Below are 17,676 nucleotides of genomic sequence, written 5' to 3'. Positions count from 1 at the left end.
CTCGACGAAGGAACGGAAGTCCGGGGCGAGGGCCAGTGCCGTGTTCAGCTCGGCGTCGAACCAGGTCACGGACGGTTCCCCGGATCGGCCGCGGACCCGGTGGTCGAGTCCGGTCCAGCACGGCCCCGCACCCGAGAGCAGGACCACCCCCGGGGAGCCCCCATTCCCCGACCAGGTAGGGGCCGAACGCCACGGGCGCCGCGGTGGCCCGTGCGCGGCGGAGGCCCCGGGGACGCTCTCCGCGTCCCCGGGGCCTCCGCCGTACTGACCTAGGACCGGCTCTGGCCCGCGGCGATGTCCTTGGCGCGGGCGCGCAGCGCGCGCTCGACACCCGCACGGCCCTCCACCAGCAGACGACGCAGTGCCGGGGCCGGGTCGTTCTCGGCGATGTAGGCGTCCGTGCGCTCCAGCGTCGCCTCCTCGACCAGGCTGCTCGGGTACATCATCTCGGCGAAGGACTGTGCGAACTCGCCCGTCCACTTCTCCCAGGCCGGGGCCAGCTGGGCGAAGTACTTCTCCATGTACGGGCGGTACAGCTCGGCCTGGCCGGGCTCGGTGAAGCCGAGCAGCGTGGCGCGGAACTCCGCGTTGGCCAGGTCCGCTCCGACGATGCGCTCCCACGCGGCGGCCTTGGCCCGCGCGGTGGGGATGGCGGCCCGGGCGCCGGCGGCGTGGCGCTGGCCGGTGGCGGTCGGGTCGGTCTCCAGCTCGGCGGCGATCGCCTCCTCGCCGAGCTCGCCCTGGGCGACCAGCTGGCGCAGCAGCGTCCAGCGCAGGTCGGTGTCGATGGTGAGCCCGTCGATGGTGATCGCGCCGTCCAGCAGTCCCCGCAGGAGCGACAGGTGGGCGTCGGTGCGCGCCGCGCCCGCGAACGCGTTGGCGTAGGCGAGCTGGAGGTCGCCGCCCGGTTCGGCGGTGTTGAGCAGGTCGCGCAGGCGGTCGGCGAGCTTCTCGAACCCGATCGGGCGCCACGCCGGGTCGGCGTAGTTGAGCAGCGCGGCCGTGGCCTGACGCAGCAGGGTCTGGGCGACCATGACGTCGTCCACCCCGCTGATCCCGGACAGCACCAGGGACACGTAGTCGCGGGCGGCCATCTCGGCGTCGCGGGTCATGTCCCAGGCGGCGCCGAAGGCCAGTGCGCGCGGCAGCGACCCGGTGATCTCCCCGACGCCCTCGACCACGGTGCGCAGCGACCGCTCGTCCAGGCGGATCTTGGTGAAGGTGAGGTCGTCGTCGTTGATCAGGACCAGGTCCGCCCGGGCCTTGCCGACCAGCTCGGGCACCTCGGTGCGGGCGCCGCTGACGTCGAGCTCGACGCGCTCGCGGCGCACGATCCCCTCGGAGGTGCGGTCGTACAGGCCGACCGCCAGACGGTGGGAGCGCAGGGTCGGGTGCTCCTCGGGGGCCTCCTGCACGATCGTGAACGAGGTGAGGTTCCCGTCCGCGTCGACCTCGAACTCCGGGCGCATCGTGTTGACGCCCGTGGTCTCCAGCCACTCGCGCGACCAGCCCGACAGGTCGCGGCCGGAGGCGGCCTCCAGGTGCCGCAGCAGGTCCTTCAGCTCGGTGTTGCCGAAGGCGTTCTCCTTGAAGTAGGCGCGCACCCCGGCGAAGAACGCGTCCACACCCACGTACGCCGCGAGCTGCTTGAGCACCGAGGCGCCCTTGGCGTAGGTGATGCCGTCGAAGTTGACCTCGACGGCCTGGATGTCGACCATGTCGGCCGCGATGGGGTGGGTCGAGGGCAGCTGGTCCTGGCGCAGGGCCCAGGCCTTCTCCACGTTGGCGAAGGTCGTCCAGGCGTCCGTCCACCGGGTGGCGTTGGCCTGGCAGTACACGCTGGCGTAGGTCGCGAAGGACTCGTTCAGCCACAGGTCGTCCCACCAGCGCATGGTGACCAGGTCGCCGAACCACATGTGCGCCATCTCGTGCAGGATGGTCTCCGCGCGGCGCTCGTACCGGGCGTCGGTGACGCGGGAGCGGAAGACGTAGTCCTCCAGGAAGGTGACGGCGCCCGCGTTCTCCATCGCGCCCGCGTTGAACTCGGGCACGAACAGCTGGTCGTACTTGCCGAAGGGGTAGCGCAGGTCGAACAGGCCGTGGAAGAAGTCGAAGCCCTTCTTGGTGACGTCGAACAGGGCGTCGGCGTCCAGGTGCTCGGCCAGTGAGGCGCGGCAGAACAGCCCCAGGTCGATGCCGTCGTGCTCGTCGCGCACCACGTGGTAGGGGCCCGCGACGAGCGCCGTGATGTAGGTCGACATGACCGGGGTGGCGGGGAAGTGCCAGCGCACCCGCCCCTCGGTGCCGGTGGCCTCGCGCTCGACGTCGGGCGCGCTGTTGGACACCACGTGCCACGCGTCGGGGGCGAACACCGTGAGCTCGAAGGTCGCCTTCAGGTCGGGCTGGTCGAAGCACGTGTACATGCGGTGCGCGTCGGCCGTCTCGAACTGGGTGTACAGGTACACCGACCCGTCCACGGGGTCGACGAACCGGTGCAGGCCCTCGCCGGTACGCATGTAGGCGGCGTCGGCCACGACGGTCAGCTCGTTGTCCGCGGCCACCTCCGGCAGCACGAGCCGCTCGCCGTCGAACAGCTCCCCGGGGTCCAGCTCGCGGCCGTTGAGCGTCGCCGAGAGCACCTTCGGCGCGGTCAGGTCCACGAAGGTCCGGGCGCCCGCCTCCGAACTGGAGAAGCGGATCACGGTGGTGGACCGGAAGGTCTCGTCACCCGTGGTCAGGTCGAGCTCCACCGAGTAGGAGTCGACGCTCAGGATCCGAGCCCTCTCCCGAGCCTCGTCCCGTGTCAGGTTCCCCGCCACGCCACGCTCCCTCCACGGCCGCCGTCGTCGCCGGCCGGAATCGTCGCCGACCGCGGCGGGGTCCCGCGGAGGCGGGCCGCACCGGGATCGGCGGTCGTCATGAACTCGATCCCGATCCTGCCACGCGGGGCCGCGGAATGCGCAACCAGTACGGGTGGTTGTCCACTCTCGGCGGATCTCGTGCGGCCGCCCGACCCACAGTGACGAGGAGTGAGCGATGACGCAGTCCCCCAGCCACCCCGGTGCCTCCTCCGAGGACGGGATCACCTACGCCGACATGTGGTTCGACCCCGCGTGTCCCTGGGCGTGGATCACCTCCCGCTGGCTCCTGGAGGTCGAGAGGGTGCGTCCGGTGCGCGTGCGCTGGCACGTCATGAGCCTGTCCGTGCTCAACGAGGGCCGTGACCTCCCCGAGGAGTACCGCGCCCTCCTCGACAGCGCGTGGGGCGCGGTGCGCGTGTGCGTCGCCGCCGAGCAGAAGCACGGCCCGGAGGTCCTGGGCCCCCTCTACACCGCCCTGGGGGTCCGTTTCCACCACGACAAGGAGCCGCGCACCCTGGAGACCTACCGCGCGGCCCTGGAGGAGGCGGGGCTGCCGGCGGAGCTGGCCTCCGCGGCCGAGTCCACCGAGTACGACGAGGCCCTGCGCGCCTCCCACGCCGAGGCGATGAGCCTGGTCGGCGAGGACGTCGGCACGCCCGTGATCAGTGTGGAGGGCGTGTCCTTCTTCGGTCCCGTCGTCACCCCGACGCCGCGGGGCCAGGAGGCCGCCAGGCTGTGGGACGGCGTGCTCCTGGTCGCGGGGGTCGAGGGGTTCTTCGAGCTCAAGCGGACGCGTACCGTCGGGCCGAGTTTCGAGTAGCGTCGGCTAGGGTCTGATCCGGGCGGGCACGGGCCCGCCCGGAGGTACCCGTTACCCGTATCCGCCCGTCCGCGCCGCGGACGGGTCGGCAGGACGCATCAGGGGGCGTGCCCATGTCCGGACCCGACGACGACCGCATGGTCGACTTCTTCGACGACCTCGACATCCTGCCCGACACCACCAGTGACGAACGGTCCCTGGGCTGGGGCGAGGACGACTCCGACGACACCGCCCGGCTGGTCGCCGAACGTCCGCCGCACTGGGGCTGACCCGGACCGGCCCGGAGCCCCTCCGGGAAACCACCGGCCCGGCTCCGGACGCTGGCCAACCAGAATCGCGTTCTGCCAGAGTGGGCACATGCGATCCCTCTACATCGACGGCGCCTGGCGCCCGTCCGCCTCCGACGAGGGCCTGGACGTGCTCAACCCGGCGACCGAGCAGGTCATCGACACCGTTCCGGCCGGAGTTTCCGAGGACGTCGAGGCCGCGGTCGGGGCCGCGGCGGCGGCTCTGCCCGCGTGGTCGGCGCTCACCCCGGGCCAGCGGGTGACGCACCTGGCCAAGGCCCTGGAGCTGTACAACGCCCGCATCGACGACGTCGCCGCGATCCTGACCCGCGACATGGGCGCGCCCGCCGGGTTCGCGCGCAAGGTCCAGGCGGGGCTGCCCGCCCTGATGTTCCGGACCTTCGTCGACCTGGTCGAGGAGGTCGGCGACCGCTACTTCGAGGGCGAGCGCCAGGGCAACTCCCTCATCGTGCGCGAGCCGGTCGGCGTCGTCGGCGCGATCACCCCGTGGAACTACCCGCTGCACCAGATCGTGCTCAAGGTCGTCCCCGCGCTGCTCGCGGGCAACACCGTGGTCCTCAAACCCAGCGAGGTGGCCCCGCTGTCCGCCTACGCGCTCACCGAGGTCCTGCACGAGGCGGGCCTGCCCGCGGGCGTGTTCAACCTGGTGTCGGGGACCGGGCCGGTCGTCGGCGAGGCGATCGCCGCCCACCCGGGGGTCGACATGGTCTCCTTCACCGGCTCCACCCGAGCCGGGACCAGGGTCAGCCAGGTCGCTGCCGAGACCGTCAAGCGCGTCGCGCTCGAACTGGGCGGCAAGTCCCCGAACGTCGTGCTGCCCGACGCCGACCTCACCCAGGCGGTCAGGCGCGGGGTCGCCGACGTCATGCGCAACACCGGGCAGAGCTGTAACGCGCTCACCCGCATGCTCGTGCACCGCGACTCCTACGAGGAGGCCGTGCGCCTGGCCGCCGAGTCCGCCGCCAGGTACGCCCCAGGGGACCCCGAGGACGAGGCCACCCGCATGGGCCCGCTGGTCTCCGCCGCCCAGCTCGACCGCGTCCGCGACTACGTGCGCGTCGGTGTGGCGGAGGGCGCCCGCCTGGTCGCCGGCGGCGCCGACCCCGTCGAGGGTCTCGGGCGCGGGTACTACGTCAGCCCGACCGTCTTCGCCGATGTGCGCAACGACATGCGTATCGCCCGGGAGGAGATCTTCGGCCCGGTGCTCGTCCTCATCCCCTACGACACGGAGGAGGAGGCGGTCGCCGTCGCCAACGACACGGTGTACGGGCTGAACGCGGCCGTCTGGTCGGGCGACCCCGACCGCGCCCTGGCCGTCGCCCGGCGGCTGCGCGCCGGACAGGTCGAGGTCAACGGCGGTGCGCTCAACCCGCGCGCGCCCTTCGGCGGCTACAAGCGTTCCGGGAACGGGCGCGAGTGGGGGTTGGCCGGCCTCGACGAGTTCTGTGAGGTCAAGTCGGTCCAGCTCTGACCGTCGCACCGGTCCGTACCTGCGTGGATATGCCCGTTCTCACACATGGGAACCGGGTGTGCGAGGAATCGGCCCCGGTGATCGGCGCGTTGTGGGGTGTGGAAAGATGCGGACCGGACATCCCCTGGTCGAACCCAATCGAGGTGTGAGTTGAGCAACAAGCCCGCGGTCTCCAAGGCAGGACCTCTCGCCAAGGACGTCAAGTCCATGGTGGTGTACAACCTGATCGCCCTGGTCTCCATGGCGCTCTTCGCCGCCCTCGGTCTGAGCGTCGCGGCCGCCGCCACCTCCTGAGGCGACCCTCCCGAACACTCCGCGCCCCGCCCCGTCCGCGCCGGACGGGGCGGGGCGCGGTGCTCGTCGCCCGCGTGACCTGCCAGACTGTGCACGTGCGTGTTTACCTTGGATCAGATCATGCGGGCTACGAGCTCAAAGAACACCTCGTCTCCTGGCTGAAGGAGCGCGGGCACGAGGTCGTCGACGCCGGGCCCTTCGTCTACGACGCCGTGGACGACTACCCGCCCTTCGTCCTGCGCGCCGCCGAGGGCGTCGCCTCCGACCCGGGTTCGCTCGGCGTCGTCATCGGGGGGTCGGGCAACGGCGAGCAGATCGCCGCCAACAAGGTCAAGGGCGTCCGCGCCGCACTGGCCTGGAGCGTGGACACCGCCCGCCTGGCACGCGAGCACAACGACGCGAACGTGCTCGGCGTCGGCGGTCGGATGCACTCCCTGGAGGAGGCCACCCGGTTCGTGGAGGTGTTCCTCTCCACGCCCTACAGCGACGAGGAGCGGCACACCCGCCGCATCGGGATGCTGTCCGCCTACGAGGACTCCGGCCAGCTCCCGCCCCTTCCGTAAGTACCCCGGCCCGGTCCGCCCCCGCGCCGCCCGGCGCGGGGGCGCGTTCGCGTCCGGGTTCGGTCGCCTCGCCACGGAGAAGGCCCGGTCGGGCGTTCGTGTCCGAGAGAGGATGATCGTCCCGGAAAACCCACCAGCTCCCTGGAGGAACAGCGGCCGAAACCCTACTCTCGGTTATCGGTTCAACCTAAACCTGTGGTTATGGGGGAGAACACCGCTGGTTGCACGTGCCACGTCCGCGCCCCCGCGCTACAGTTCGTGCACAGTGGCCGGCCTCGCATCGTCCGCGGCGCGGCGACGACCGCACCGCCCCCGGCCACGGAGATCAGGGCGTGCCCCCGCCCCCGACCACCGTCCGGCCCGGTACCGAGAGCCTGTGCCTGCGTCCGGCCGGGCCGACCGAGAGAACCCGAACCACCCGCGTGCCCGCGGGAGCGCCGATCCAGGGGATACATGAAGCCCACACCGACCGCCAGGACCACCCGGCTGCTGCGTACGACCACGCAGCGGCTCGTAGCGGTGCTCAGGCGCAAGGTGCTCTTCCGGTACCGGCTCGTGCTCATCACCCTGGTCACCCTCGCGGTCGGGATCGGCGTGGGCGCCGTGTGGGGTCCCGCCGGCTGGTTCCCGCCCAGTTCGACGATCCTCACCGTTCTGGCGGGCGGGCTCCTGCTCAAGCGCAAGAGCCTGGCCTTCCTGTTCACCGTGGTCGCGGCGGTGCTGCTGTTCGTCGCCTTCATGCTCGACTTCGGCCAGGTGGGCCCCGGCCTGCTGGTCACCATCGGTGTCACCGGGGTCCTGTCCTACCTGCTGTCCGGGGTGCGCGAACGCCTCGGCGTGCAGGGCCTCAGCGGCGAGATGATGCTGCTGGACCTGCGTGACCGCCTGCGGCACCAGGGGCGGCTGCCCGGACTGCCCGCGGGGTGGGGGCGGACCGCCGTGCTGCGCCAGGCGGGCGGGTCGTCCTTCGGCGGCGACTTCGTCGTCTCGATCCGCCGGGAGAACCGGCTCGACGTGGCGGTCGTCGACGTCTCCGGCAAGGGCGTGGACGCCGGAACCCGGGCGCTGATGCTCTCCGGCGCGTTCAGCGGACTCATCGGCGCCGTGCCCACCCGGGACTTCCTCGCCCACTGCAACGACTACCTCATCCGCGACGGCGGCGGTGAGGGGTTCGTCACGGCCGTCCACCTGAGCGTGGACCTGGACACGGGCGAGTTCCAGGTCGCCTCCGCGGGGCACCCGCCCGCCATCCACTACGACAGCGGGTGCGGCGTGTGGAGCACCACGGAGGCCAAGGGGGTCGTGCTCGGGGTCATCCCGGAGATGACCTACACCTCCGTCGAGGGCAAGCTCAGGCCGGGTGACGCCATCATGCTCTGCACCGACGGCCTCATCGAGACACCCGGCGAGGACCTCGACGCGGGGATCGACCGCCTCCTCGGCGCGGCCGAGTCGGTCGTCGGCAGGGGCTTCGAGACCGGTGCCGGCGAGGTCGTCGACGTCCTCAGCAAGGACAAGAACGACGACTGCGCGCTGGTCGTCCTCTGGCGCGACTGACACCCCGCCGGGGCCCTCGCGTGCGGTCCCGCGCGGCCCCGGGCGGTAGGGTCGACCCGACTCCCTAATCCCGGCGCGGCCGACGACCCTCCCCGGGCCGCCGTGCCCCTCCTCACCGCCCTCGGCGCCGCCACACGAGCGGCCGGCCCGTCCCCGTGCGCGGGGAGGTGGTGCCCCGCCGGAGGAGACGAGACGACACAGCCTGCCCGCGGGCGTGCCCGCGCGGCGTTGGACACGCAGGGGGGTGCTTCGCATGGCAGACGGCGAGCGCGCTGACGAGCTCAACGAACTGGTCGAGAGGAACGACCTGACCGGCATCAGGCTCTGGTTGGCCGAACACAGGCCCCACGAGATCGCCGACGAACTCACCCGCATGGCCGACCGCGACGCGATCATCCCCTTCCGGCTCCTGGACAAGGACCGCGAACTGGAGGTCTTCGAGGAGCTCGACCCCGGCCAGCAGCAGATCGTCCTCAGCGGACTCCGGGACACCGCCTTCCACGAACTCCTGGAGGAGATGGACCCGGACGACCGGGCCCGCCTCATCGGGGAGGCGCCCGCCAAGGTCGCCACCCGCGCCCTGGCCGGGCTGAGCCCCGCCGAACGGAAGATGACCGCGGCGCTCCTCGGCTATCCGGAGGACTCCGTCGGCCGGTACATGACCCCGGAGACGGTCATCCTGCACCGGGACCTGACCGTGGGCCGCGCGTTGGAGGTGGTGCGGGCCAAGGGCGCCGACGCCGAGACCATCTACACCCTCCCCGTGGTCAGCGACGGCCGCCGCCTCATGGGCACGGTCAGCCTCAGCGATCTGGTCATCAGCGACGACGAGACGCTGCTCAAGGACCTCGTCGACGTGCTCGCCCCGCGGGTGCGCGCCACCGAGCCGGTGGAGGACGCCGCCCGCCTCATCCAGGAGGCCAACCTGGTCTCCCTGCCGGTGGTGGACTCCGAGGAGCGCTTCGTCGGCCTGTTCACGTTCGACGACGCCCTGGAGGTCATCGAGGCGGCCGACTCCGAGGACATGGCCCGCCAGTCCGGTGCCAGCCCGGTCGCCGAGCACTACGTCTCGGTCGGGGTGGTGCGCCTGGTCGGGGCGCGGGTGGTGTGGCTGATGCTGCTCATCGTGGCGGCCACCCTGACCGTCAACGTCATGCAGGTCTTCGAGGACACGCTGGAGGCGGTCACCGCCCTGGCGATGTTCGTGCCCATGCTCATCGGCACCGGCGGCAACGTCGGCGCCCAGTCGGCCACCGCGATCGTGCGCGCCCTGGCCGTGGGCGAGGTGCGCGTGCGCGACCTTCCGGCGGTGATCTGGAAGGAGGGCCGGGTCGGCCTCCTGCTCGGTGTCGTCCTGGCCGTGCTCGCGCTCGGGATCGGCTCCCTCCTGGTGGGGTTCGACGTCGCCCTGGTGGTCTCCTGCTCGGTGATCGCGGTGTGCACGTGGGCGGCGATCATCGGCTCGTCCATGCCCCTGCTGGCGCGCAAGGTCGGGGTGGACCCGGCGGTCGTCTCCTCACCGATGGTCGCGACGCTGGTCGACGCCACCGGCCTGATCATCTACTTCTCCATCGCCCGTGTGGTCCTGGGCATCTGAGGCAGATGCCGGTACACACCGTGCCGGTGCCACTGCTCTCCGCATGAACGGCCGGTGAAGCGGGTATCGCGGTAGGAGCAGGACGGATCTAGGGGGGATTCCATGTCCGGTACCGGAGATGCGTTCGACCGGCTGAAGAAGGCCGTCGACGACAACGCCGACAAGGCGCAGAAGGTCGTCGACAAGGCCGCCGAGGCCGCGAAGAAGGCCACGGGCGGCGCCCACGACGAGAAGATCGACAAGGGCGCCGGAGCCGCGACGGATTACCTGCGCAAGCGTGCTGAGGAGGACAGGAACAAGTAGGGGAGAGGTGTCGCCCGCGGGGGCGGGCACGGCGGGTCCACGGGCGCGCCGTGCCCGCCCCCGCGGCGCCTCCACGCCCGAACCGTCCGAACGATACCCCGTATCTGCTGGTCAGGCCTGGTTTGTGGCGAGGTTACGCTGGTGAGGTAAGGCGAACCTCATGTGAGGCGGTGCGGGTGTGGGCGAGATCGGTGGGCGCCCCTGTCAGCTCACGGTCTGCCGCGGCTGCTGCTGCGGAAGGAAGAAGAAGGTGCCGGGCGTCGACCACAAGGCGCAGCTCGCCCGGCTCAGCGCCATCGACGACCGGTCGGGGCGGACCGTCCCCGTCCGCACCAGCAAGTGCCTGGGCATCTGCTTCCAGGGCAACGTCGTGGTCGTCCAGCCCTCCCAGGCGGGCCGCGCCGCCGGAGGACGGCCGGTGTGGCTCGGTCAGATCACCGACGACGCGCTCGTCGAGGCGATCGACGACTGGATCTTCCGGGGCGGTCCGGGGCTGGCCCCGCTGCCCGACGCGCTCGTCGACCACGTGACCTCCAAGGACGCCAAGAAGCCCAAGAAGCGCAAGCGGCCCAAGAACTCCAAGAACGCCAAGAGGGAACGCAAGAAGGAGCGCGGGAAGGCCGAGCGCAAGGCGGAGAAGAAGGCCGCCAAGGCCGCGCGGAAGGCCCGTGAGACGGCCGGCGGCGGGAAGAAGGGCGGCGGGAAGAAGGGGAAGAAGACGACGAAGGGCGGGAAGAGGAAGGGCTAGCCTCCTCCCACCCCTGCACGGCTTCGTCCCCCCCGGGCCGCTAACCGCGCTGCGGGGCGAACTGCGTGCGGTACAGCGCCGTGTACAGCCCTCCCAGCTCCAGCAGCTCCTCGTGCGTGCCCCGCTCCAGGATCCGCCCGTCCTCCAACACCAGGATCTGGTCGGCCTCCCGCACGGTCGCCAACCGGTGCGCGATCACGAGCGACGTGCGTCCCGCCAGCGCGGCCGACAGCGCCTCCTGCACCGCCACCTCCGACTCCGAGTCCAGGTGCGCCGTCGCCTCGTCCAGCACGACCACCGACGGTTCCTTGAGCAGCAGCCGCGCGATCGCCAGCCGCTGCTTCTCGCCGCCGGACAGCCGGTAGCCGCGGTCGCCCACCATCGTGTCCAGACCGCCGGGCAACTGCTCCAGCAGCTGTCCCAACCGCGCCTGCCGCAGCGCCTCCTCCAGTTCGGCGTCGGTCGCCTCCGGCCGGGCGTAGCGCAGGTTGGCGCCGACCGTGTCGTGGAACAGCTGCGCGTCCTGGGTGACCACGCCCACGGCCTCGCGCAGCGAGTCCCCGGTCGCCTCACGCAGGTCCAGACCGCCGAGGAGGACCCGGCCCTCGGTCGGGTCGTACAGCCGCGACACCAGGTGGGTCAGCGTGGTCTTGCCCGCGCCGGACGGGCCGACCAGCGCGACCATGGTGCCGGGCTCCGCACGGAAGGAGACGTCGCTGAGCACCTGGGTGTCACTGTCGACGAGCGCCTGCGGGGTCGCCTCCAGGGACGCGACCGAGGGCTCCCCGGCGCCCGCGTAGCGGAACGACACGTGTTCGAACTCCACGGGGAGCGCGCCCTCCGGCAGCGGCCGGGCGTTCGGACTCTCCTCGATGCCGGGCTCCAGGTCCAGGACCTCGAAGACCCGGTCGAAGGAGACCAGCGCCGTCATGATCTCCACGTGCACGTTGGACAGCGTCGTCACCGGTCCGTACAGGCGCGTGAGCAGCGTGGTCAGCGCCACCAGGGTGCCCACCTCGAACGCGCCGCCGATCGCCAGCACCCCGCCGACGCCGTAGACCATCGCCATGGCCAGCGCCGTGATCAGCCCGAGCAGGCTGAACAGGAGCGAGCCGTACACCGCCTGGCGGACGCCCAGGTCGCGGACGCGGTCGGCCCGCCGGGCGAAGCCGGTCGACTCCTCCTCGGGGCGGCCGTACAGCTTCACCAGCATCGCCCCGCCGACGTTGAACCGCTCGGTCATCAGCGAGCTCATGTCGGCGTTGGTGTCCATCGCGTCGCGGGAGATGTGCGCGAGCCTGCGGCCGATCAGCTTCGCCGGTACGACGAACAGCGGCACCAGGACCAGCGCCACCAGCGTGACCTGCCAGGACAGTGCGACCATGGTCACGATGACGGCGGTCGCGCTGATGAGGTTGGACACCACCGACTGCAGGACCGACGTGATCGCCCGCTGGGCCCCCACCACGTCGGTGTTGAGCCGGCTGATGAGCGATCCCGTCTGCGTCCGGGTGAAGAAGGACAGCGGCATCCGCTGGACGTGGGTGAACACCTGGGTGCGGAGCCGGTAGATGACGCCCTCGCCGATCCGCGAGGACAGCCACCGGCCGAGGAGGTTCAGCACCCCCTCCAGGACCGCGAGCCCCGCCGCCGCGACGGCCAGCCACACCACGAGCGAGGTGTTCCCGGGCAGGATGCCCCGGTCGATGATGGCCCTGAGGAGCAGCGGGTTGGCCACCACGATGCCCGCTCCCACGGAGGTGACCAGGAGGAAGGACGCGATCGTCCGCCAGTGGGGGCGCGCGTAGGAGATGATACGGCGGGTGATGCCCGGGGGCAGTTGGTGCCCCCGTGCGCTCCCGTCGTTGACCAGGGCCCGGTAGGAGGGCCTCCCTGACATCATGTGCAGCCTCGTTCGTATCGCCGGTTCGCCACGCACGCGTCAACACCGGCGCCGGTGGAGCGCTTCCCGCGGGGAGGGAGCGGCGCACCGGTCCGGAGAGAGGGGCGTCCGGGGAGGCTACAGGGAGCTTCGGCGGCTACAGGGAGTGGGCGAGGCGGCCCAGCGCTGCCGTCGTGGAACGGCCCTGGGTGAAGGGCAGCTCCCAGGCCTGCGCGCCGAGGGCGTCGGCACCGCGGATCTTGGCCTGGGTGTACCGGTCGCCCGCCGTGTAGGCCAGGGCGGCGGGGGCGAGGGGGGTCAGGAGTTCGGCGTAGGCGGCCCAGTCGGCCACCTCGGGCGGCCCCTGCACGACGAAGGAGGCCGCGACGCAGCCGAGGGCGGCGATGGTCTCGGCGCGCTCCTCGGCGGGGTTGACCGGGCGTCCGGGGCCCTTCCAGGCCCGCACGCGCTCGTCGGACTCGATGCCCACGGCCAGCGGGAGTCCGCGTTCGGCGATGCTCTGCAGGAAGCGGACGTGTCCGACGTGGAGGACGTCGAAGGCCCCGGTGACCACGACCGGCCGCTCGGGAAGCTCGCGGGGTTCGAACCAGTGCGCGCTGAGGGGGGTGGCGATGCCGCCGCCCGTCGCGTTCGTGTCCGTCATCCAGTCACCGTTCCGCGGAGTCTCGAGGGCCCCCGTGCCTGGTCGTGCCGACGGGCTCACCCGAAGGATCAACGTACCCGTCCGGCACCGCTATTCCACTCTCCGGGATTGCCGTCCGGCCGGATGCGCGCCCTCACGGGGCATCGTGCGGCGGGGTGTGGCGGATATCACCGGGAGCCGCGTGGCGGTCGGGCGGGTCGGATCCGGCGCCGGGAGCAGCGGACGGAGGGGCGGGGCGGATGCCGTGGGTGGTGCTCGTCGAGGAGTCGTTCGGTTCGGTCCGGAACAACGTGGGGAGCCTCAACCCGTACCTGCAGGAATGCCCGGACCGGGCGCGCGCAGGCCGCGGCCCACCGGTGCGCCCGCGGGCACATCCCGGACAATCCCTGGAAGGAGGTGCGGCGCAGGGTGTTCCAGCTCTCCGTCGACTCCCGCCTCGTCAGCGTCGAGGGCCTGTCCGGCGTGCTCCGCATCCGTGTGTCCGTCGCCGAGGGGCTCCCCGCCGGGCCCGGGAGCCCCGGGTGAGGCGTGAGGGGGCCGGGCCTCCTGGGCGCACCGGACGGCGCTCCCCCCGCCCGTGCCCGCCGGGATCCGGGGTCCCTTTGCTGGTGAAACGGCGACGGGAGCCAGGTGCCGAAGGCACGTGACTCCCGTCGAGCGGAGCGGGCGACGGGAATCGAACCCGCATGGCCAGCTTGGAAGGCTGGAGTTCTACCATTGAACTACGCCCGCGTGGCGCCGGAGCCCCTGAGTTTCCTCTAGACTCGTGGAGCCGACGGAGACAAGAGTACAGTCTCCGGGGCGTTGGTCGCACACCGGTGAGGGTGTGCGATCGTCGTCGGGCACACGGGGTGTAGCGCAGCTTGGTTAGCGCGCATGCTTTGGGAGCATGAGGCCGCGGGTTCGAATCCCGCCACCCCGACGAGAACATCCGCGGCATCGGCCCTCGGCCGTACGCCGTGGCCTCCTGTCTGTCTGCCCTAGACTTGGTGCGATCAGCAGGAAACTGTAAGTCCCAGCCCGTCGCAGGGCACCCCAGGAGAACGCGGTCGCCAGACTGGGCCGGGGTGCGCGCGTGCCGTTCGCCGATGTGTGTGGCGCGCATGCGGGCCGACGCGGACACCAGCCGGCAAACTAGGAGTACCGCCCCGTGAAGACCGATGTCGAGGAGCTGAGCCCGACCCGGGTCAAGCTGACCATCGAGGTCCCCTTCGAGGAACTCGAGCACGCTTTCGACGTGACGTACAAGTCGCTCGCCAAGCAGGTCCGGATCAAGGGCTTCCGCCCGGGCAAGGCGCCGGCGCGGCTGATCGACCGCTACGTCGGCCGCGGCGCGGTGATCAGCGAAGCGGTGAACCACGCCGTTCCGGAGCTCTACAACGAGGCCATCCAGAAGGAGGAGCTCTTCGCGCTCGGGCAGCCCGACGTGGAGGTCACCAAGCTGGAGGACAACGACGAGCTCGCCTTCACCGCCGAGGTCGACGTCCGGCCGAAGTTCGATGTGGAGGACTACAAGGGCATCGAGGTGACCGTCGACAGCGCCGAGGTCACCGACGAGCAGGTCGACGAGCAGGTCGGCACGCTCCGTGAGCGCTTCTCCACCCTGGTCGGGGCCGAGCGCCCCGTCGAGGACGGCGACCACCTGTCGATCGACCTCTCCGCCGCCGTCGACGGCGAGAAGCTGGAGGACGTCGCGGTCAGCGGCTACTCCTACGAGGTCGGCACCAACACCATGCTGGAGGGCCTCGACGAGACCCTGCGCGGCATGGAGGCCGGTGGCGAGACGACCTTCAAGACCACCCTGGTGGGTGGCGAGCACGAGGGCACGGAGGCGGACGTCACCGTCACCGTGCACAGCGTGAAGGTCAAGGAGCTGCCCGAGCTCGACGACGAGTTCGCCCAGCTGGCCAGCGAGTTCGACACGATCGACGAGCTGCGCGAGGACGTGCGCAAGCGCATGGGCGAGGTCCGCCGTATCCAGCAGCTCTCCGCGGCCCGTGACAAGGCCCTGGAGAAGCTGATCGAGTCGGTCGACATCCCGCTGCCCGAGTCGGTCGTGGACGAGGAGATCACCCGCCGCCGCCAGAGCCTGGAGCAGCAGCTCGCCCAGAGCGGCCTCACCAAGGAGGCCTACCTGGAGTCGCAGGAGAAGACCGAGGAGGAGTTCGACGAGGAGCTCACCACCGGTGCCCGCTCCGCCGTCAAGGCCGGGTTCATCCTCGACCAGCTCGCCCTCCAGGAGGAGCTCAGCGCCGACCAGGGCGAGCTCAGCCAGTACGTGTTCGAGCAGGCCCAGCGCATGGGCGTGAGCCCGGACCAGCTCGCCCAGCACCTGGTCGAGTCCAACCAGATCCGCGTCGCCTTCACCGAGGTCGTCCGCGGCAAGGCCATGGACCTGGTCCTGGCCGAGGCCAAGGTGACCGACGAGGACGGCAACGTCATCGAGCAGGACAAGCCCCAGGCTGACGAGGACGCCGTCGAGGAGGCCGCCAAGGCCGCCGCCGCGGTCGCCGCCGAGGAGACCGAGTCCGCCGAGGACGCCAAGGACGAGGAGGCCGAGGGCGACAAGTAGTCCCCCTCGCGCCTGTCCGCGGGCCCCGTTCGACCCCTTCGGGTCGGCCGGGGCCCGTTCGTCGTTCGCTCTCGGAGGAAAACCCCGTGTGGTGCTTGTTCCACCCTGCGCTCAAAGCGAACAGACACGGTATCCGTGCGACCCCGGTACCCGTCGGCGTTAGTGTCGCTGTATCGCAACCGTTTCGATTCCGGAGCAGGTGACGAGAGTGCCTCCGACCTTTGAAGAGTCCCCGCGATTCGACGCCCGCGCGTCCGAGCCGCAGTTTTCCCCTTTTATGGAGCAGACGCCTCAGCGCCTGTTGCGCCAGCGAATCGTTTTCCTCGGCGATCAGGTGGATGACGAGATCGCCAACCGTCTCGTCGGTGAACTCCTGCTGCTGTCCGCCGAGGACCGCCACCGGGACATCACCATGTACATCAACTCGCCGGGCGGTTCCGTCACGGCGGGTATGGCGATCTACGACGTCATGCAGTACATCCCCAACGACGTCCGGACCGTGGGTATCGGCCTGGCGGCTTCGATGGGCCAGATGCTGCTGTGCGCCGGTACCCCGGGCAAGCGTTACGCGCTGCCGCACACGCGGGTCATGATGCACCAGCCCTCCGGCGGCATCGGGGGTACGGCCTCCGACATCCGGATCCTCGCCGATCAGCTCCTGTACGTGAAGAAGATGTTCATCGGCAAGATCGCCGAGCACACCGGGCAGTCGCCGGAGCAGATCGAGAAGGACGCCGACCGGGACCGCTGGTTCACCGCGCAGGAGGCCAAGGACTACGGCTTCATCGACGAGGTCCTGGAGGGGACGCTCGACGTGACCGCGGACCGTCCCCAGAGTTGATCCCGTCGGACCTGCATCCAGGAACGGCGCAGTGCGTGGAAGGCGTGAAATGACCGAGTTCAACCCCAGTCTCATCGGCGGCGCGGCCTCGATGGCTCCGCAGAGCCGCTACGTCCTGCCGTCCTACGTGGAGCGGACGTCGTACGGGGTCAAGGAGATGAACCCGTACAACAAGCTCTTCGAGGAGCGGATCATCTTCGTCGGCGTGCAGATCGACGACACGTCGGCCAACGACCTGATGGCCCAGCTCATCACCCTCGAACAGCTCGACTCCGAGCGGGACATCCAGATGTACATCAACTCCCCGGGTGGCTCGTTCACCTCGTTGATGGCCATCTACGACACGATGCAGTTCGTGCGTCCCGACATCCAGACGGTCTGCATCGGCCAGGCCGCCTCGGCCGCCGCGATCCTCCTCGCGGGCGGCACGAAGGGCAAGCGGGGCGCGCTGCCCAACGCCCGCATCCTCATCCACCAGCCCGCCACCGAGGGCATGCACGGCCAGGCCAGCGACATCGAGATCCAGGCCAACGAGATCACCCGGATCCGTACCCAGCTGGAGACCACACTGGCCCGGCACACCGGGCGCTCGGCCGAGCAGGTGTCCAAGGACATCGAGCGCGACAAGATCCTGACCGCCGACGAGGCGGTCGAGTACGGGCTCATCGACTTCGTCCTGCCCTACCGCAAGGCGTCGATGAAGTAGGACTCCGTCGGCCGCTCTCCGGGCGGCCGGTGCCGCACCAGGCCCCCGCCGCCCGTTCCCGGTCGTCCGGGGGAGTGCGGCGGGGCGGAATCCAGCGAGCCGGACCGGTCTTTGACCCGCCTGGGACAGCCCGGTGGTGAAGCCGGTCCGGTTTTTCGCTTAGTCTGGCGGAGAGCGACACACAGATCGCCCCGTCCGTGGCCCCCGGTCGTGGACGGGATCGGGAGCTCGGCTTCCGAACGGTTCGCGTGAGCGGCACCGACGGGGCGGCCTTAGTTTTGAGGAGTGGCTGGGTGGCACGCATCGGCGACGGCGGGGACCTGCTGAAGTGCTCGTTCTGCGGCAAGAGCCAGAAGCAGGTGAAGAAGCTCATCGCTGGCCCCGGCGTGTACATCTGCGATGAGTGCATCGATCTGTGCAACGAGATCATTGAAGAGGAACTCGCTGACGCCACCGAGCTCACGTGGGACAGTCTGCCCAAGCCCCGGG

16 protein-coding genes and 2 tRNA genes are annotated in these 17,676 nt (G+C 70.8%); 14 read left to right on the top strand and 4 right to left on the bottom strand.

From position 1 onward, the window contains the following. Nucleotides 1-269: 269 nt before the first annotated feature. Nucleotides 270-2,819, bottom strand: coding sequence for an aminopeptidase N (pepN, locus tag ACTVAJ_RS05605; RefSeq protein ID WP_470386982.1), 2,550 nt, complete (start codon nt 2,817-2,819; stop codon nt 270-272). A 217-nt stretch (nt 2,820-3,036) separates the two neighbouring features. Here pepN and ACTVAJ_RS05600 point away from each other — a divergent pair, with 217 nt between their 5' ends. The 9 genes from ACTVAJ_RS05600 (at nt 3,037) to ACTVAJ_RS05560 (ending at nt 10,522) form a co-directional block, all read left to right on the top strand. Further along, the gene (locus tag ACTVAJ_RS05600) at nt 3,037-3,681 is read left to right on the top strand and encodes a mycothiol-dependent nitroreductase Rv2466c family protein (RefSeq protein ID WP_470386981.1); all 645 of its coding nucleotides are present in this window, start codon (nt 3,037-3,039) and stop codon (nt 3,679-3,681) included. A gap of 113 nt (nt 3,682-3,794) precedes the next feature. Continuing rightward, the gene (locus ACTVAJ_RS05595) at nt 3,795-3,950 is read left to right on the top strand and encodes a hypothetical protein (protein WP_470386980.1); all 156 of its coding nucleotides are present in this window, start codon (nt 3,795-3,797) and stop codon (nt 3,948-3,950) included. Nucleotides 3,951-4,038: 88 nt separating this feature from the next. Continuing rightward, nucleotides 4,039-5,460: an aldehyde dehydrogenase family protein gene (locus ACTVAJ_RS05590; protein ID WP_470386979.1), complete on the top strand. Its 1,422-nt coding sequence runs from the start codon at nt 4,039-4,041 to the stop codon at nt 5,458-5,460. Nucleotides 5,461-5,610: 150 nt separating this feature from the next. Continuing rightward, nucleotides 5,611-5,754: a hypothetical protein gene (locus tag ACTVAJ_RS05585; protein WP_017600907.1), complete on the top strand. Its 144-nt coding sequence runs from the start codon at nt 5,611-5,613 to the stop codon at nt 5,752-5,754. Between the two features lie 95 nt (nt 5,755-5,849). Next, on the top strand, nt 5,850-6,317 hold the full coding sequence (locus ACTVAJ_RS05580) for a ribose-5-phosphate isomerase (RefSeq protein ID WP_470386978.1): 468 nt from the start codon (nt 5,850-5,852) through the stop codon (nt 6,315-6,317). A gap of 453 nt (nt 6,318-6,770) precedes the next feature. Further along, the gene (locus tag ACTVAJ_RS05575) at nt 6,771-7,874 is read left to right on the top strand and encodes a PP2C family protein-serine/threonine phosphatase (protein ID WP_470386977.1); all 1,104 of its coding nucleotides are present in this window, start codon (nt 6,771-6,773) and stop codon (nt 7,872-7,874) included. 253 nt (nt 7,875-8,127) lie between these two features. Further along, nucleotides 8,128-9,471, top strand: a complete 1,344-nt coding sequence (mgtE, locus tag ACTVAJ_RS05570; protein ID WP_470386976.1) for a magnesium transporter — start codon at nt 8,128-8,130, stop codon at nt 9,469-9,471. 102 nt (nt 9,472-9,573) lie between these two features. Further along, nucleotides 9,574-9,774, top strand: a complete 201-nt coding sequence (locus tag ACTVAJ_RS05565; RefSeq protein WP_470386975.1) for an Rv0909 family putative TA system antitoxin — start codon at nt 9,574-9,576, stop codon at nt 9,772-9,774. Between the two features lie 178 nt (nt 9,775-9,952). Then, nucleotides 9,953-10,522 (top strand): (2Fe-2S) ferredoxin domain-containing protein, encoded by a 570-nt coding sequence (locus ACTVAJ_RS05560; RefSeq protein ID WP_470386974.1) that lies wholly within the window; start codon nt 9,953-9,955, stop codon nt 10,520-10,522. 40 nt (nt 10,523-10,562) lie between these two features. Here ACTVAJ_RS05560 and ACTVAJ_RS05555 read toward each other — a convergent pair whose 3' ends face one another. From ACTVAJ_RS05555 to ACTVAJ_RS05545, 3 genes are all read right to left on the bottom strand, one after another. Further along, nucleotides 10,563-12,425: an ABC transporter ATP-binding protein gene (locus ACTVAJ_RS05555; protein ID WP_470386973.1), complete on the bottom strand. Its 1,863-nt coding sequence runs from the start codon at nt 12,423-12,425 to the stop codon at nt 10,563-10,565. A 136-nt stretch (nt 12,426-12,561) separates the two neighbouring features. Further along, entirely contained in the window at nt 12,562-13,068 is a 507-nt protein-coding gene (locus ACTVAJ_RS05550; protein ID WP_470386972.1) for an adenylyltransferase/cytidyltransferase family protein, read from the bottom strand. Between the two features lie 661 nt (nt 13,069-13,729). Next, nucleotides 13,730-13,800, bottom strand: a tRNA-Gly gene (locus tag ACTVAJ_RS05545). A gap of 115 nt (nt 13,801-13,915) precedes the next feature. On the opposite strand from ACTVAJ_RS05545, the gene ACTVAJ_RS05540 reads away from it, so the two are divergent. The 5 genes from ACTVAJ_RS05540 to ACTVAJ_RS05520 all read left to right on the top strand — a co-directional run. Further along, nucleotides 13,916-13,990, top strand: a tRNA-Pro gene (locus ACTVAJ_RS05540). 228 nt (nt 13,991-14,218) lie between these two features. After that, nucleotides 14,219-15,640, top strand: a complete 1,422-nt coding sequence (tig, locus tag ACTVAJ_RS05535; protein ID WP_470386971.1) for a trigger factor — start codon at nt 14,219-14,221, stop codon at nt 15,638-15,640. A 277-nt stretch (nt 15,641-15,917) separates the two neighbouring features. Beyond that, nucleotides 15,918-16,481 (top strand): ClpP family protease, encoded by a 564-nt coding sequence (locus ACTVAJ_RS05530; RefSeq protein WP_470386970.1) that lies wholly within the window; start codon nt 15,918-15,920, stop codon nt 16,479-16,481. A 49-nt stretch (nt 16,482-16,530) separates the two neighbouring features. Further along, a complete protein-coding gene (locus tag ACTVAJ_RS05525; RefSeq protein WP_470386969.1) occupies nt 16,531-17,187 on the top strand; it encodes an ATP-dependent Clp protease proteolytic subunit in 657 nt (218 codons plus the stop codon). 293 nt (nt 17,188-17,480) lie between these two features. Further along, on the top strand, nt 17,481-17,676 hold a 196-nt coding region (locus ACTVAJ_RS05520; RefSeq protein WP_470386968.1), incomplete at its 3' end, for a ClpX C4-type zinc finger protein.

This window comes from Nocardiopsis sp. KDC1DS13DA1 (assembly GCF_055632325.1).
Note: the sequence above shows the minus strand (reverse complement) of the source record. Positions and strands in the feature narration are given on the sequence as shown.

Coding starts and splice junctions, on each gene's coding strand:
- ACTVAJ_RS05525 (WP_470386969.1), top strand. CDS start 16,531: ATGACCGAGTTCAACCCCAGTCTCATCGGCGGCGCGGCCTCGATGGCT.
- ACTVAJ_RS05575 (WP_470386977.1), top strand. CDS start 6,771: ATGAAGCCCACACCGACCGCCAGGACCACCCGGCTGCTGCGTACGACC.
- mgtE (WP_470386976.1), top strand. CDS start 8,128: ATGGCAGACGGCGAGCGCGCTGACGAGCTCAACGAACTGGTCGAGAGG.
- ACTVAJ_RS05555 (WP_470386973.1), bottom strand. CDS start 12,425: ATGATGTCAGGGAGGCCCTCCTACCGGGCCCTGGTCAACGACGGGAGC.
- ACTVAJ_RS05550 (WP_470386972.1), bottom strand. CDS start 13,068: ATGACGGACACGAACGCGACGGGCGGCGGCATCGCCACCCCCCTCAGC.
- ACTVAJ_RS05565 (WP_470386975.1), top strand. CDS start 9,574: ATGTCCGGTACCGGAGATGCGTTCGACCGGCTGAAGAAGGCCGTCGAC.
- ACTVAJ_RS05530 (WP_470386970.1), top strand. CDS start 15,918: ATGGAGCAGACGCCTCAGCGCCTGTTGCGCCAGCGAATCGTTTTCCTC.
- ACTVAJ_RS05590 (WP_470386979.1), top strand. CDS start 4,039: ATGCGATCCCTCTACATCGACGGCGCCTGGCGCCCGTCCGCCTCCGAC.
- ACTVAJ_RS05595 (WP_470386980.1), top strand. CDS start 3,795: ATGTCCGGACCCGACGACGACCGCATGGTCGACTTCTTCGACGACCTC.
- ACTVAJ_RS05600 (WP_470386981.1), top strand. CDS start 3,037: ATGACGCAGTCCCCCAGCCACCCCGGTGCCTCCTCCGAGGACGGGATC.